Source organism: Humibacter ginsengisoli (assembly GCF_054780095.1).
Genome location: NZ_BAAGWZ010000002.1, coordinates 330,225 through 344,533 on the forward strand (window position 1 = coordinate 330,225; position 14,309 = coordinate 344,533).

Consider the following 14,309-nt stretch of genomic DNA (forward strand, 5'->3'; position numbering starts at 1 on the left):
GCTGCTCGCGTTACCAGAGCGACAACGGTAATCACGCAGCATCGAGCGGAACCGGCAGGCGGTCGCCGGTGAGGAGGAGCACGCCCGCCAGGAGCACGAGCACGAGCATGTGCCAGAGGTAGATCGTCATCGCGCGAGCGTTGATCCAGGTGCTGATCCCATGCACGACGCGTGCGGCATCCATCCTGCGCAGCGCAGGACGCGCGAGGTCGAACAGGGCCAGCTGGCCGATACCGAGCAGCACGAGGGCGCCGCATGGCGGGTTGAGGTCTGCCAACAGATCGAACGAGTACGCGCCAGTGGTGCAGAGGAGCGCAAGCGTGCCGAACGACCCGACGGCGAGCATCCATTGGCGCACTCTGGAGCGCGGCATCCGGCCGTCGGCCAGCCAGAATCCAAGCTGCTGCACTAAAAGCCACACGAACCCCAAGTTCAGATACCCGACGGCGGCCACGCCCGTCGAGGCTCTGACGATGTCCACGGCGACCACGGCGAGCGCGAATGCACACACCGTCGCGATGGGCGCACGTCGATGTGCTGCGACCATGGCCGGCACGAGCGACGTGGTGAGGGCATAAACGCCGAGGAACCACAGCGGCTGGCTGAGCCTGAACCCGGCGACGGTCACGAGGTCGGCCGGAACGTGCAGGATGCTCAGAACGGCGAGCACGATCACCATCGCTCCGATGGCCGCGACGGCCGGGCGGAGCAATCTGCGCATGCGCATCCCGACGTACTCGGACGACGTCGTGCCGCGACCGCGCAGCGCAGTCCATTGAGTGAAAGCCGAGAACCCGCCGAGCACGAAGAACAGCGGCATGATCTGCACCAGCCAGGTGAACGGCGCGAAGCCCGCCCAACCCTCGAGCGCGTTCTGCAGGACAGGACCGCGCGCGCCGATCCACACGCCGACCATGAGTGCATGCAGCACCACGACGAGCGTGAGGCACCATGCACGCGCCAGGTCGATAGCGCCATCCCGCCTGCGAGGTAGGGCGGTTCGTTCTGATCGTACCGATGGCTGTATGTCGACGGACACGGGCTTCTCCCCTCCTGAGCGACCCGATCGGGCCGTCCAGGCGACGGTACGGAGAAGGTGCAGGCGGCCGCGTCACCGCCGAGAGCCATTCCGCTCCCGTACGCCGGTAGTGTGCTGGAGGCGTTGCGCTCAGGAGGCGGGTTCGACCAGCCCGCTGTCGAAGGCCAGGATGACCGCCTGTACGCGGTCCCGCACGCCGAGCTTCGTGAAGATGCGGCTCACGTGTGTCTTGACGGTCTGCTCGGCGATGAACAGCTCCGACGCGATCTCGCCGTTCGAGAGCCCACGCCCGATCAGCACCAGGATCTCCCGCTCACGCTCGGTGAGGTCGGCCAGCGCCTGCGTCCTGCGCGGCGCCGCCGGCCGCTGCGTCGCGAAGCGTTCCAGCAGCCGTCGGGTCACACTCGGAGCGAGCAGTGCGTCCCCGGCCGCGACGACGCGCACCGCCTGCACGAGCTCCTCAGGCAGAGCGTCTTTGAGGAGGAATCCGCTCGCTCCTGCGGCCAGCGCGTCGTAGACGTAGTCGTCGGCATCGAAGGTGGTGAGCACCAGTACACGGGGAACGTGTGGCTGGCCACGGCTGGGGTTGACCAGCTCCTTGGTCGCGTCGATGCCGTTCAAGTTCGGCATGCGGATGTCCATGAGCACGACGTCCGGTCGCAGACTTCTGGCGAGGTGCACAGCTTCGGCACCGTCGGCAGCCTGGCCCACCACGTCGATGCCGTCGTGGGCATCCAGGATCGCCGAGAACCCGGCGCGCACCATCGCCTGGTCGTCGGCGACGAGCACAGTGACCGTCATGGGCTGTCCTTCACGATTTCGGTATGGGGATGGCAGCGCGCACGACGAAGCCGCCGTCGTCTGCGCGCAGCGCTTCCAGCGTGCCACCGTGCAGAGCGGCACGCTCGCGCATTCCGCGGATGCCGTGGCCACCGGCATCCGCGATGCTTTGCCCCTTCGGGGACCCGGCGGGAACCGCGTTACGCACTTCCACCCGCAGTACGTCGCCGCTGCGCTCGAGTGTGACCAGAACGTCGGCACCCGTGGCGTGTCTGGCGACGTTGCTCAGCGATTCCTGAACGATGCGATACACCGTCAGCGAGAGCACCGGGTCCAGCGCGGCGAGGTCGGCGGCCGACAGCCGGTCGTCCAGTTCCACGCGCGAACCCGCTCTGGTCGCGGATGCCACGAGCCGTGGAATGTCAGCCGCGGTCGGCTGCGGCACCGCTTCCGCCTCGACTCCGTCGTTCCGAAGGAGGGCGAGAAGTGCTCGCATCTCGCTCATGGACGCCCGCGCCAGAGCGGCGATCCCATCGAATTCCTCGACGGCGTCCGGCGGTAACGACGCAAGCCGATATCGAGCGGAGGATGCCTGCACCTGAATGGCACTCATGCCGTGCGCGACCACGTCGTGGAGTTCTCTCGCGAGTTGGGTGCGCTCCTCGGCCGCCTGCCTTCGGGCGAGCTCGGCAGCGGACAGTTCGCGCTCGCGCACGAGCTGCGCGCGCACCGTTGCCCACCTGCCGAAAAGAAGTCCGATCAGCCACGCGACAGTGAGGAGCGAGACGAAGACGATCAGGTCAGCCGTCGCAGCGCCCTGCTCCGGTTCGGGCACCGGGGTGGTGAAGGCGACGACGACTGCGCCGAGGCCGCCTGCGGCCGCCGCGGTAAGCCCGATGATCCACTGTGTTCTGGACACGAGAAACACCACGCTGGCATGAGCGATCATCGAGGTCACCATGACCGGCCACGGTCCTTCGGGGCGCGTGGCCAACGCGAAGCCAAGGAGCCCGATGACGCTGAGCACGGAAGCTACCGGCGGATGCACAAGCGCGAGAACCATGGCTACTGCCTGGGCGGCCGCCAGGAGCAGCGCGACAACGACCGGTACGCCCAGTGCGGCCGACGAAAGCGATGAGCCCACCGTCAGAACGGCGACCGCGCCGAATCCGACAACGATCCAGAGCGCGATGCGCCCCACACGCAACCGTTTTGACGCAATCCGTCCGGCAGATGCCGCTGTCAGTTGCGGCACCGGCTCCCGCGCGGGCTCCGTCGATTCCGTCATTCCGCCCCGATGCACTCGGATTCCCGTGGCTCCGCTTCCGCCGACTCGTGATCGGTCCCGGCCGCCCTGTTCCTGGACTCGCGCCTGCTGATGAGCCGCATCATCTGGTCGACGATCACCCCGGATGCGAGCCCTCCCGCAATCCCGAAGAGCATACCCAGCAGCGCGTTCCCGTGGAGAAGATGCCCGGCGAGGAGCCCGATCGCCACGGAGTATGCCGCCCAGCTCATGCCGGCGAGTACCGAGAGCAGGAAGAACTTCCGCCGCGGAAATCCGGACGCCCCTGTCACGAGGTTGACCGCGACCCGGCCGACGGGCACGTACCGGGCCGACATCAGAAAGACCGCCGGACGTTTGGCGATTCCGCGGCCCGCCGAGTCGAGCGCGGCGCGCATCCGCGGGCGGCGCATCCACGCGAAGCGCTCCAGGCCGACCTTTCGGCCGATGGCGAAGGTGAGGTTGTCCCCGGCGATCGCGCCCGCCGCGGCACACGCGACAACAAGCGCGATGTTCGGTTGCCCGACCGAAACCGCCGCAGCTGAGGCGGCGATCACGATCGACTCGCTCGGCACCGGCGGGAAGAACGCGTCGATGAGCACGGCCAGCACGATCACGATCGGAATCCACGGCGTGGAAACCACGGCGGCGATGAAGGCGTTCACGGCGTCGATGATTCTCTCCCCTCGTCGACCGCCTTTCGACGGCACCACACCAGCCTTCGCGATCGCGGCCCTCGACGCGTCACCCTGCAGTACCTCACGCCCCCTACCAGGGAGTGATTCCGTCGACGATGCACAAGAATGCTGCGTACGGACCTCACGTCATTTGAGTTTCCTCGGCAACCCGCCTCGGCCATGAAGCCTCATGTCGTCCGTCGCGTCCACGATTCGAATCAGCGTGTGCTCGATCGCAGCCGTCATCGGCTTCCTCGAGTTCGTCGAGTACACCCGAGAATCGTCCAGGGCTGCTACACAACGCCGTACTTCGACGTCGCCGTATTCCTCGCTGTGAACGAGGCCGAGCTGAACTCGGAACCGTTTCCAGACTCCGCCCGTCGCGTGTGGCACCTCGGAGCGTCGATCTCCCTAGTTACCATCAGGATCCGATAGAGGGCAAGGACCTCAGCCGCTCAAGCGATCTGCTTTACAACCTCTGATTGGATCGACGCGTTGATCCGCTTCGATCGTCGTTGCGTAATCCGCTTGCCAATACCGATCGCCGGCGATTCGATTCCGCGATAAATCAGATCCGCGATAGCCGCGGAAACGGCCGCGACCAAGATCGCCTTGGTGAGCCCGAAACCAGCCATGGATAAGACCGCCGTCACGACGTATCCAGCCAGGAATTGGACTAAGTAGATCGAATATGACCGTTCACCCAGCCATTTCAGAGGAGTCCAGGAGAGCACCCTGGTTGTTCGTGAGGCCGCCACAAGCCCGGGCAGGCTCAGGGCTGCTGCCAGACCGTACAAGAAGACGACTGGTATTTGCGACCCCCAATAAATCGACAACCAACCAGCCATAAGCTGCATGGCGACAAGCACGAGAAGGGCAGTTGCTGCGACCCACCGGACAGTAAGAAACCGTACGATCCGAAAACCATGGGAAGAGTTCATGAGAATCGCAAGTGTCGCACCCATTCCGATCACGACGTAATGAACAAGAATGCCGGGGTAGATGAATGCCGCCATCCCTAGTGCGAGCAGGATAACGAGGCGCCAAACCGTTTCTCTCCGAACGTGAAGAAGGAGTGTGAAGCCGAGTATCGGCCAAAGAAGATAAAACTTCTGCTCAATGCCGAGTGTCCATGAATGACCAAAGTATCCCGTGGGTGCGAACTCGGGCAGAAAGGAAGCATAATACGGAAGCGATCGAAATACACCGGCCCCGGCGGCGGCGCCGATAGCAACAAGGTACGCGGCCGTCGCCCCAAGCGCGACGTAGTAAGCAGGAAGGATACGGAAAGCTCTGCGAATGTAGAAATTGGCGAGGGAGACCTTGCCACTGCGGTCCTCTTCCCGAAGCAAGAGAGTCGTGATCAAGAATCCCGAAAGAACGAAGAAGAGATGTACACCGAGCCAACCGCTTAGAAAGGCAAAATGCACACCACCGAAATGGAAAGCTACGACCATGAGGGCGGCTATTGCACGCACACCATCAAATCCTCGAAAGTGGCGAAATCCTAGGAAGTCGGAACGCGAGTACAGCGAGGCTGCGAAATAGCGTGCGGTCGCGCGGGCCTTCGTTTGGAACACAGAAGCATCCTAGGTGATCTCCAGCTATGGCACACGTTGAGAACGTCGATCTCGGAGAATCAGGGTCGTCGCTGGCCAGGCAAGCACGGCCACGATGATGAACTCGCTCAGGGCGAGCGCGGCGGCGACGCCCGCCGGGCCGAAGGCTATGCCCAATACAAGCATTCCTCCGATTCCCAGGATCGCCGACGCGAGGGTCGCCGATAGGACGACCGAGGTCCGCTCGGCCGGGATCAGCACGTTGCGCATCAACGGCGTCGATACGGAGATCCAAAAGTAGGCGATTCCGTACCAGATGAAGACGGCACTGATTGGAACAACGTCAGGGCCCAGAAGCAGGGTGGCGAGCAACTCACCGCCAAAAGCGAGAACTATGAAGCCGATCAAACCGAGCACGATGTGGGCTGCAATGCTGATGCAGTGCCGTAAGTATCGGGGAGCGCCGCGCGGCAGCTCAAGTACCCAGCCTTGCAGAGAATTCCCTAACACGACGACCGCGACTAGTCCAAACCGATAGATCCGGTCTGCGGAGGCAACACCGGCTGCAGCTGAGATACCGTCGACGACACGCGTTGCTGGGACGGGCGCTGAGGCGTAGCCGCCCCCAGTGATATCCACGAGTGCCGGCGCCAGATTTCTTCGGAACGCATGGCCGAGTTCGAGATCTCGAATCCTTGGCGCGCGCGCGTCGCGAAACAGCGAACGATGCATGAGGACCAATCCGACAATTGTGCCGGCGATGAGCAACGCTGGATAGACGATGAGTTCCCTCGTAATCAGCAGAACAGGAATCGCTAGCGCCATCGAAAGCGCTACAGGGATGGACTCGAATTTCATCACCAGGCTCGGGCGCGAACTACCAACTCCGTACCACGAGACCGTCATGCCGGAGAGAGCCGTCGCGACTGCTGTCAGAGCGCCAACCATACGGAACTGGGGTGCCGATATTCCGAAAGCAATGGCACCGAGGACAATAGACGTGAGGACGAACATCGTCCCACGCATCCACAAGCTTTGCGCGTAGATCACCTTTCGAGCATCACCGCTTTTCTCGAGCGCTACGCGCGCACTGCCGACCACGTTCCATCCGAAACTTGTAGTAAAGGTGCCGAATGCGCCGAGAGACTGACCGATGCCGATGCTTGCCCAACCATCAACCCCTCCGATCCGGGCAATAATGGGTAGCACCACCAGCGGGGCGACGAAAGAAATCAGAGGGATTGTCGTAAAGCCGAAAAATCGGCGCGCAAGCGATCGATGGGGTGAAGATCCTCGATCTTCGTCAGGGTTATTGGTCACGGCTTCGGCGTCGCTGTCGGCGGTGTTACCGCTTTCTGCACGAGCGAGTGGATCTGGTCGTAGTTCGGATCGGTCGGGTCCACCGTGGGCGGCACCAGTTCGAGGTTCTGTACGGGCAACTGCCGGGTCTTCATGCCTAGATCCACGAAGTATCCGAGCATCGACTGCGGAATATCCGTCTTCATCACCTGCTGGCCTGCCTTGGCGATGTCCTGGAACTTCGTCACGACGTTGATCGGCGTGAACTGCTTGAGAATGGCATCTTCGAGAATACGCTGCCTGGCCATGCGGTCGTAGTCGCTGGTGGACTCCCGTGAACGTGCGTACCACTGCGCGGTGTATCCGTTCATGTGCTGATCGCCCGGGTAAATCCAGCCCGTGACTCCGTTGCCCTGCGCGTCGCCGCCGATGGGAAGCTTCTCCTTGACGTCGATCTGCACACCACCGAGGGCATCCACCATTTGAGCGAAGCCCTCCATGTCGATGAGCACGTAGTACTGGATCTTGAGCCCCGTGACGCCTTCAAGGGCATCACGCATCGCTTCGATGCCAGGCTGGCTGTTCTGCTTCGAGGCGTTGGGATACAGCTTCGCCTTGTAGAGCTCGACCTCGGTGTAGATGGAGTTCAGCTGGCACACGTCGACGTCGCAGTTGTCGTTGTAGCCGTAGCCGTCGGGGTAGATCTTCTGCATCGGCGACCCGTCGCTGAACGGCACGGGATCGAGGTCACGGGGTACGCCGATCGAGACGGCCTGCCCCGTGTTCGCATCGATGCTGAGCACCGACATGCTGTCGGGCCGCATCCCGTCTCTGCCTGGCCCAGCGTCACCACCGAGCAGCATGATGTTGTACCGACCGTCGACGGGTGGTTCGGATGCCGCCGCCGAGAAGATCCCCGAGAGCGCGCCGCGCGCGGATCCCGCTAGCACTGCGCCGTACGCCGCCGTGCCAGACACCACGACGAGAAGGGCGACGGCGAACGCGGCGATGCCCGCCCGCGCCGGTGGGTGTGCCTTCACCAGGCGCACGAGCCGCAGCGTGTCGAGCGTCAGCACCACCCAGAGGAGCGCATACAGCACGAGGAGGACCTGAAGCACCGACAGCGCGAGCGTCTGCGTGAAGAACCCGACGACGGCGGTCGGCTTCACCAGGTAGACGATGAAGATCGCGAGCGCGGCGAGCCAGAGGACGAACGTCGTGACGAGACCGAAACGCCCCAACTTGCGGTTGCCGGCGAGCACCTGTGCGCTGCCCGGCATGAGCAGATTGAGCGCGACGAGCCACCAGCCCCTGCGCGTCATCACGTCGCGGGAGCCGGCGTTCGGATACCGGATCGGGTTGGCGATGGTCATAGCGTCTGGTGCAGGTCGGAGTTCTTTTGTTCCACGAGGTCGATGAGGCCGGCGGCATAGTCCGCGAGCTTGCCTGCGAGTGCGGCGTCACTCGTCGCCAGGATGCGCGCGGCGAGGATTCCTGCGTTCTTCGCCCCGCCTATGGCGACGGTGGCGACCGGGATCCCGGCCGGCATCTGCACGATGGACAACAGTGAGTCCAGGCCGTCCAGCTTCGCGAGCGGCACGGGCACGCCGACGACCGGCAAGGTTGTCACAGAGGCCAGCATTCCCGGGAGCGCAGCAGCACCACCCGCGCCCGCCACAATGACTTTGATGCCGCGCGATGCGGCATCCTTTCCGAACGCGATCATCTTCTCCGGCGTGCGATGCGCAGAGACGACCTCGACCTCGTAGGGCACACCGAATTCGGCCAGTGCCTCACCAGCCGCCTTCATGGTGGCCCAGTCCGAATCAGACCCCATCACGATCGAGACGACTGGAGGCTCAGTGGAGTTCACGCTGGGCATGAAACCCAGGCTAGGTGTCACTCGTCGAAGAACGCCGCTGCGCCACGCGCCTGGTACGCGACCTCGTCGAGGTCGTCTCCGCACACCGTAACGTGCCCGACCTTGCGGCCCGGCCGTGACTCCTTCTCGTAGCTGTGGAACTTCGCGGTGGGATGCTCGCGCATGGCCTCCGCGTACCGGTCCGGCATAGTCGCACCCTCCGGCCCTCCAAGCACGTTGATCATCATCGACCACGGTCGCAGAGTGCCCGTCGCACCCAGCGGCAGGTCGAGCACGGCGCGCAGGTGCTGTTCGAACTGACTCGTGGTCGAGCCATCGATCGTCCAGTGGCCACTGTTGTGTGGGCGCATGGCCAGCTCGTTGACGAGCACACGGCCGTCGCGAGTCTCGAAGAGTTCAACTGCTAGGGCTCCCGTCACGTCGAGGCCCTCGGCGATGCGGAACGCGATGTCTTCGCTGACCTCCCCGACGCGGCCCGCTGACCCGGGTGCGGGCGCCACGACCTCAGCACAGACACCGTCACGTTGCACGGTCTCCACAACGGGCCACGGAACGATGTCGCCCGAAGGCCGCCGTGCCACCTGCTGCGCGAGCTCGCGACGGAAGTCCACGAGTTCCTCGACCAGCAGTGATCCGCCATTACCATCTTCGGCAAGCGCGGCGAACCAGTCGTCCACCTCTGTCGGGCCGCCGATTACGCGAACGCCCTTGCCGTCGTACCCTCCGCGGGCCGTCTTGACGACCGCTCGGCCGTCATGGTCCTTAAGGAAAGCGTCCAGCTGCTCCGGATCCTCGACCGCAGCCCAGTCGGGCACCGGGACCCCGAGTTCCGACAGCTTCTGCCGCATGAGCAGTTTGTCCTGGGCGTACTGGAGCGCATCGGGACCCGGGTGAACCGGGATGCCTTCGTCGACGAGTGCGCGAAGCACCGGCTGCGGGACGTGCTCGTGGTCGAAGGTGACGACGTCGACCGTGCGCGCGAACTCCAACACGGTGTCGAGATCGCGGTAGTCACCGACGGCCGAAGCGGCGATCGACGCGGACATGCCCTCTGTTTCGGCGAGAACGCGGATGCTCACGCCCAGCTCGAGCGCTGCGGGGATCATCATCCGTGCGAGCTGTCCGCCACCGATCACACCGACTGTCTTGGCCACCGTGAAAGCCTAACGTTCGTACTGTCGTGCGGATGTGCCGCAGTCCGCTCTGCGTCCTGGACAGCTCAGTCTGTGCGGCTACTCACAGTCTCCAGCCAAGTGCTAGGTCGCTCACAAGTGCCTTGGCTACGCTCAGCGTGCATCCGTTGAGCTCGCAAGAGCTGCGGCTTACGACGAACTGCGAGCAGGAAGCGTCGCCTCATGGCTCAGACTGAAGAGGTCACTGGTACCGATCGGGCCGGTGCTGGCTTTCGAGTTCACTGGTTGCCTCAGTTGCTTCAACTCATCAAGTTCGGAGCCGTCGGCGGCGTCGGCGTCGTTGTGAACTTCGCGGTCTTCAATGGCCTCTGGCTCACGGTCTTCAATCCGGTGACCATGCCGCACGGTCCGCTGCTCGCGACGCTCGTCGCGACGCTCGTCGCGATCATCGTCAATTGGCTGGGGAATCGGTACTGGGCGTTCGCTGGGGAGCGTCAGCAAAACACTGCCCGCGAGGGTCTCGAGTTCTTCGCGGCGAGCCTTCTCGGGATGCTCGTTCCATTGATGTGCATCGGCGTCTCGCGCTATGTGCTCGGGTTCCACTCACTGCTTGCTGACAATATCGCCAGCAACGTGGTCGGCCTCGTGCTCGGCACCGTAGTGCGCTACGTGCTCTACAAGTTCTGGGTGTACTCGCCGAGGCGCGCAGCAGCGCGCTCTTTGGATGAGACCAGCAACGGGAGGCGCGGAATCACGGGCCAACTCAGTCAGATCGAGAGTCCGCCTGCCGATTAGGCACTTGGCAGCGACGATTCATCCGATTAGTTGACTCTGGTCTCTTGGATCAGTTCCGCTGCTCGGCCTGGTCTGGAAGTAGGCTTCCCGTCGGCCATCCCGTTGCGTAGAGGCGCTGGCTGTTCTCCATCAGGTCGTGCAACGCCTCGGTAACAACTTCGGCATGCGGAACGTCTCGCAGTCGTGCGACAGTCTTCTGATCCATCGCGCCGATGACGATCGTTCCGCTTCGGAAGAGGCTCTGTAACCACGAGGTACGGAGCGTGACGGTGTAGCCGCGGCTATGCAGTAGCTCGCGGCGCTCCCGCACGAAGAGACCGCTACGCACGATGAGCCGACGCGTGGTCACTGTGTAGCGGGTCGTGAGCCAGCTGCCCAACGGCAGCAGGAACAGGAAGATCGCCAGCAACAGCGCCGCAGCCCAGATGGCCAGGCCGATCCATCCGCTGAATGCTGACCCGAGGTACGCAGCCGCCCCGCAGATGAGGATCAAAGCGACCGAGGGCCAGAACATCCTGCGGGCATGCTGGCGCAGCCGTGCCACGACGCGCTCGGCAGGCGGCACGCCGTATCCGTCGCTCAGCGCCATAGGCCCATTAATACCGCAGGTGGGTCACATCTCCCGCGGAGACCGCCGTGAGCCGCCCACTCGCCTCGACGACGAGGCGGCCGTTGGCATCCAGTTCCTTGGCGGTGCCGATCAGATCCTCGTCTCCGGGGAGTTGCACTCGAACAGTGCGGCCAAGGGTCGAGCATTCTTGGGTCACGGCGGCCCGTATTCCCGAGGCATCCGCGTCGCCTCCGGCTGCCGCGAAACGCCGGTAGAGCTCGCGAAGCTCCTTCAGATACGAGGCGAGCACGGCATCCGCGTCGGTCTCGGCGCCAGCAATCAGCATCGAGGTCGCTGTCGGCACGGGCAGATCGTCTGCGGTGACCGTGAGATTCACGCCCGAGCCGACGATGATCGTGTCGCCAGGCTGTGCCTCGGCGAGGATGCCACAGACCTTGCGTCCGTCGATCAGCACATCGTTCGGCCATTTCAACTCAGTCGGCGCGCCAAGAGCGGCGAGAGCCCTCGTCATTGCCAAACCGGCGATGAGCGGTACCCAGCTCGTGGCACCTGCAGCTCGGATTCCCGCCTTCTCAGGACGCAAGAGGACGGAAATCGCAAGCATCGTTCCTACCGGAGCGACCCAGGCTCGTCCGAGTCGACCACGTCCAGCGGTTTGGTTGTCGGTGACGAGAACGCTGAACTCGGGCCAGGCTTCGATCCTCTCGTCTCCCAACACCCTCTGCATCAGTTCGTCGTTTGTGGATCGAGCCTTGTCGAGCAAAATCAAGCGCGTGGCGTGCCCTGTGGACCGGTGAAGTTTCATGTTAAATCGTTTCGATTCTGATGATGTGCAAGTTCAACATTCAACATAAGCTTGAAACATTGCGTCATCGTCGCGTTGCAGGGGGAAACCGATGAAATACAAAGACCGTCTTAGGCGTCGCGCTCCGTTTGCCGTCGTCGCCGGGATAGCGTTCCTCGTTTCGTCAGCGTTTGGCGTTCAGGATGCGTTCGCCGAACAAACCTCAAGTACTTGGAGCCCAACGTCGGCTGGCACCGCTAACGCCCCAGTATCGTCAGCATCGAGCGACCCCGTCTCAGATGTTGACACGGGCCGGCCACCAGCTTCGGAATCGCAGCAGACCGCGACACCACAACCCACAACCAATACAGGCGGGACCAATTCTCCTGCGGCTAGCACCGAAGCGCAGCCTTCACTTGCAGAAATGAATGCTGCACGCAATCACACGATGGGCTCCACCATCCCTCAAAGCGACCGGGAGACATGGGCGAAAGCGCCGCGCGTCAACGCCCGGATGCTGGCGACTACGACCTACACCAACGGGGTCGATGTCAGCGGATGGCAAACGCTCAACGCCTCCAGCTGGGCCTCGATGTACGCATCGGGTATCAGGTTCGCGTACGTCAAAGCTACCGAAGGCACTGACTATGCGAGCGAGGAGTTTCCGGCTCAGTACACGGACTCGTATAACGCGGGTATGTCTCATGGCGCATACCACTTCGCGACTCCAAACACGTCTTCCGGGTCCGCCCAAGCAAACTACTTTGTGAACAACGGCGGCGGCTGGTCCGCGGACGGCCGCACGCTACCCCCAATGCTTGACATCGAGTACAACCCTTACCCCGGCACCGGAGGGACGTGCTACGGCCTGAGCCAAAGCGCGATGGTCTCGTGGATTTTGGATTTCTCGAATACTGTGGCGCAACGGACGGGGAGGCTACCCGTCATCTACTCGACCACCGATTGGTGGACAACCTGCACCGGAAATTCACCGGCTCTCGCCGCTAACCCACTTTTTATCGCACGTTACGTATCAAGTCCATCGAGCGGGCCTGGTACCCTTCCAGCCGGTTGGAGCAACTACACGTTCTGGCAATGGAGCAGTTCCTCGGGGACCGTTCTCGACTTAAACGGCAAGAACGTCGACACAGATGTCTTCAACGGTCCCGGTGTCTCACTAGAGTCGTTCGCGCGAGGAGCGAGCCTGGTGCAAGGCACCGGCGACTCAGCGGTGTACTTACTGAGCGGAGGACAGAAGCACCACATCCTCAACTATTCCGACTACGTTGTCTTTGCATCTCGGCTTGGAACAGTTACGCAGGTCGACCCTTCCGTGATCTCGAGTATGCCCACGGGCAGTGATGCGACTCGGTATGTGCACGATCCTTCGGCGGGAGTTCTCTACCTGCTGCAGGACGACGGGACGAAACATCGTTTCCCAACTGCAGCGTTGGTCGCGTCGTACGGCTATGTCTTCTCCTCGTATACGGATTTAGATACGGCCCAACTGGCGGCGTTCACGACCGGCGCAGAGGTGGGCAACTTCTTTCGCATTGAGGACGCCCCGCAGACGTACCTCATTGATGGCACGACGAAGCGCTATCTACCCTCGCCGCGCGCCTACTTCGCCGCTGGAGGTGCGCCCGTCATGCAAATGTCTGGCAGCGGAGCTAATCAGTTGAGCACCGGGCCTGTCTACTTGGCACCGGGCTTCCCCATGACCGAGGCAGACACGTCGAAGGTTTATCTGGCAACCGACGACCACACGGTCATCTACCTACCAAGCTTTGACCTCACCCAGGACCTCTTCGGCAACTCGGGCTTCGATACGGTGCCGAATGGGTCGCTGGCTAACCTCACAGTGACGAGCGGATCGTTGACAGCTGCGGTGACTTGCGCAGGAACGACGTATGTCGCGTCGGGTGGTCAGGCCGTGCAGGTTTCTGGATCAGATATCGGCGGGCTGACCCCCACGAGCTTGCCGCCTGCATCCTGCGGCCTCCTGCCAAAGTCTCTCGCATCGACGGCGGCGCCGCTCTTCGTTGAGATCAAGGGCACAGGAGACGTGTATCAGCTGAGCGCAAACTCGCTACGCCATGTCGTGGATTACTCGACGCTGCTCACGCTAAACGGGTATCGCGGACTGACAATAATGTCCTGGCGTCCAGGGACCGCAGCGCTCGTGCCGATTGGCATTCCAGTGCTGGCCGACGGGGACGCCGTCCAGTTCACGGGGCTTCCAGAGGTGTACGAGTACAAGTCTGGGCAACTGCACCACATCCTCGCCTACCAGACGCTCCTGAATCTCGGAGGCGGCGCATTGCCTCACATCGAGAAAGTGTCTCCGTCGCTGAAGGGGCAGTTCACGTTCGGCGCAGACGTGTGATTCGAGTCGGACTTTTTGTGCACTTCCGTCAACGAAGTGCCCCGAACTCCTGCTTGTAAAGTGAACGGGTGACCGACATCTCCACCTCCGACGCCACCGGTGCCGCCGAGGCCCAGAAC

At 63.0% G+C, this 14,309-nt stretch carries 13 protein-coding genes; 2 read left to right on the forward strand and 11 right to left on the reverse strand.

Annotation, left to right across the window (positions count from 1 at the left end; all coding sequences use genetic code 11):
* Window positions 1–31: 31 nt before the first annotated feature.
* The 9 genes from ACYVI5_RS03900 to ACYVI5_RS03940 all read right to left on the reverse strand — a co-directional run bounded on the left by ACYVI5_RS03900 (window position 32) and on the right by ACYVI5_RS03940 (window position 9,675).
* Window positions 32–1,039 carry an acyltransferase family protein gene (locus tag ACYVI5_RS03900; RefSeq protein WP_460579072.1) on the reverse strand — a complete coding sequence of 336 codons (1,008 nt, stop codon included), beginning with the start codon at window positions 1,037–1,039 and terminating at the stop codon, window positions 32–34.
* A 129-nt stretch (window positions 1,040–1,168) separates the two neighbouring features.
* Entirely contained in the window at window positions 1,169–1,840 is a 672-nt protein-coding gene (locus tag ACYVI5_RS03905) for a transcriptional regulator (protein ID WP_460579073.1), read from the reverse strand.
* A gap of 10 nt (window positions 1,841–1,850) precedes the next feature.
* Window positions 1,851–3,107, reverse strand: coding sequence for a sensor histidine kinase (locus tag ACYVI5_RS03910; RefSeq protein ID WP_460579074.1), 1,257 nt, complete (start codon window positions 3,105–3,107; stop codon window positions 1,851–1,853).
* Window positions 3,104–3,769, reverse strand: a complete 666-nt coding sequence (locus ACYVI5_RS03915; protein WP_460579075.1) for a DedA family protein — start codon at window positions 3,767–3,769, stop codon at window positions 3,104–3,106. Before ACYVI5_RS03915 ends, ACYVI5_RS03910 begins: the two co-directional genes overlap by 4 nt.
* A 467-nt stretch (window positions 3,770–4,236) precedes the next feature.
* Entirely contained in the window at window positions 4,237–5,361 is a 1,125-nt protein-coding gene (locus ACYVI5_RS03920; protein WP_460579076.1) for an acyltransferase family protein, read from the reverse strand.
* Between the two features lie 24 nt (window positions 5,362–5,385).
* The gene (locus ACYVI5_RS03925) at window positions 5,386–6,660 is read right to left on the reverse strand and encodes a lipopolysaccharide biosynthesis protein (protein ID WP_460579077.1); all 1,275 of its coding nucleotides are present in this window, start codon (window positions 6,658–6,660) and stop codon (window positions 5,386–5,388) included.
* Window positions 6,657–8,012: an LCP family protein gene (locus tag ACYVI5_RS03930; RefSeq protein WP_460579078.1), complete on the reverse strand. Its 1,356-nt coding sequence runs from the start codon at window positions 8,010–8,012 to the stop codon at window positions 6,657–6,659. The genes ACYVI5_RS03925 and ACYVI5_RS03930 overlap by 4 nt, the downstream gene beginning before the upstream one ends.
* On the reverse strand, window positions 8,009–8,521 hold the full coding sequence (gene purE / locus ACYVI5_RS03935; RefSeq protein ID WP_460579079.1) for a 5-(carboxyamino)imidazole ribonucleotide mutase: 513 nt from the start codon (window positions 8,519–8,521) through the stop codon (window positions 8,009–8,011). Before purE ends, ACYVI5_RS03930 begins: the two co-directional genes overlap by 4 nt.
* A gap of 17 nt (window positions 8,522–8,538) precedes the next feature.
* Window positions 8,539–9,675 carry a 5-(carboxyamino)imidazole ribonucleotide synthase gene (locus ACYVI5_RS03940; RefSeq protein WP_460579080.1) on the reverse strand — a complete coding sequence of 379 codons (1,137 nt, stop codon included), beginning with the start codon at window positions 9,673–9,675 and terminating at the stop codon, window positions 8,539–8,541.
* A gap of 201 nt (window positions 9,676–9,876) precedes the next feature.
* On the opposite strand from ACYVI5_RS03940, the gene ACYVI5_RS03945 reads away from it, so the two are divergent.
* Window positions 9,877–10,449: a GtrA family protein gene (locus ACYVI5_RS03945; RefSeq protein ID WP_460579081.1), complete on the forward strand. Its 573-nt coding sequence runs from the start codon at window positions 9,877–9,879 to the stop codon at window positions 10,447–10,449.
* A 49-nt stretch (window positions 10,450–10,498) separates the two neighbouring features.
* Here ACYVI5_RS03945 and ACYVI5_RS03950 read toward each other — a convergent pair whose 3' ends face one another.
* Both ACYVI5_RS03950 and ACYVI5_RS03955 read right to left on the reverse strand, forming a co-directional pair.
* A complete protein-coding gene (locus ACYVI5_RS03950; RefSeq protein ID WP_460579082.1) occupies window positions 10,499–11,038 on the reverse strand; it encodes a PH domain-containing protein in 540 nt (179 codons plus the stop codon).
* 7 nt (window positions 11,039–11,045) lie between these two features.
* Window positions 11,046–11,825, reverse strand: coding sequence for a biotin--[acetyl-CoA-carboxylase] ligase (locus tag ACYVI5_RS03955; RefSeq protein ID WP_460579083.1), 780 nt, complete (start codon window positions 11,823–11,825; stop codon window positions 11,046–11,048).
* Between the two features lie 403 nt (window positions 11,826–12,228).
* Between ACYVI5_RS03955 and ACYVI5_RS03960 the strand changes: the two genes are divergently transcribed.
* Window positions 12,229–14,190, forward strand: a complete 1,962-nt coding sequence (locus tag ACYVI5_RS03960; protein WP_460579084.1) for a lysozyme — start codon at window positions 12,229–12,231, stop codon at window positions 14,188–14,190.
* Window positions 14,191–14,309: the final 119 nt, after the last annotated feature.

Excerpts from the sequence above, each read along its gene's own strand:
- purE (WP_460579079.1), bottom strand. The coding sequence starts at position 8,521 with ATGCCCAGCGTGAACTCCACTGAGCCTCCAGTCGTCTCGATCGTGATG.
- ACYVI5_RS03960 (WP_460579084.1), top strand. The coding sequence starts at position 12,229 with ATGAATGCTGCACGCAATCACACGATGGGCTCCACCATCCCTCAAAGC.
- ACYVI5_RS03905 (WP_460579073.1), bottom strand. The coding sequence starts at position 1,840 with ATGACGGTCACTGTGCTCGTCGCCGACGACCAGGCGATGGTGCGCGCC.
- ACYVI5_RS03950 (WP_460579082.1), bottom strand. The coding sequence starts at position 11,038 with ATGGCGCTGAGCGACGGATACGGCGTGCCGCCTGCCGAGCGCGTCGTG.
- ACYVI5_RS03930 (WP_460579078.1), bottom strand. The coding sequence starts at position 8,012 with ATGACCATCGCCAACCCGATCCGGTATCCGAACGCCGGCTCCCGCGAC.
- ACYVI5_RS03955 (WP_460579083.1), bottom strand. The coding sequence starts at position 11,825 with ATGAAACTTCACCGGTCCACAGGGCACGCCACGCGCTTGATTTTGCTC.
- ACYVI5_RS03945 (WP_460579081.1), top strand. The coding sequence starts at position 9,877 with ATGGCTCAGACTGAAGAGGTCACTGGTACCGATCGGGCCGGTGCTGGC.
- ACYVI5_RS03910 (WP_460579074.1), bottom strand. The coding sequence starts at position 3,107 with ATGACGGAATCGACGGAGCCCGCGCGGGAGCCGGTGCCGCAACTGACA.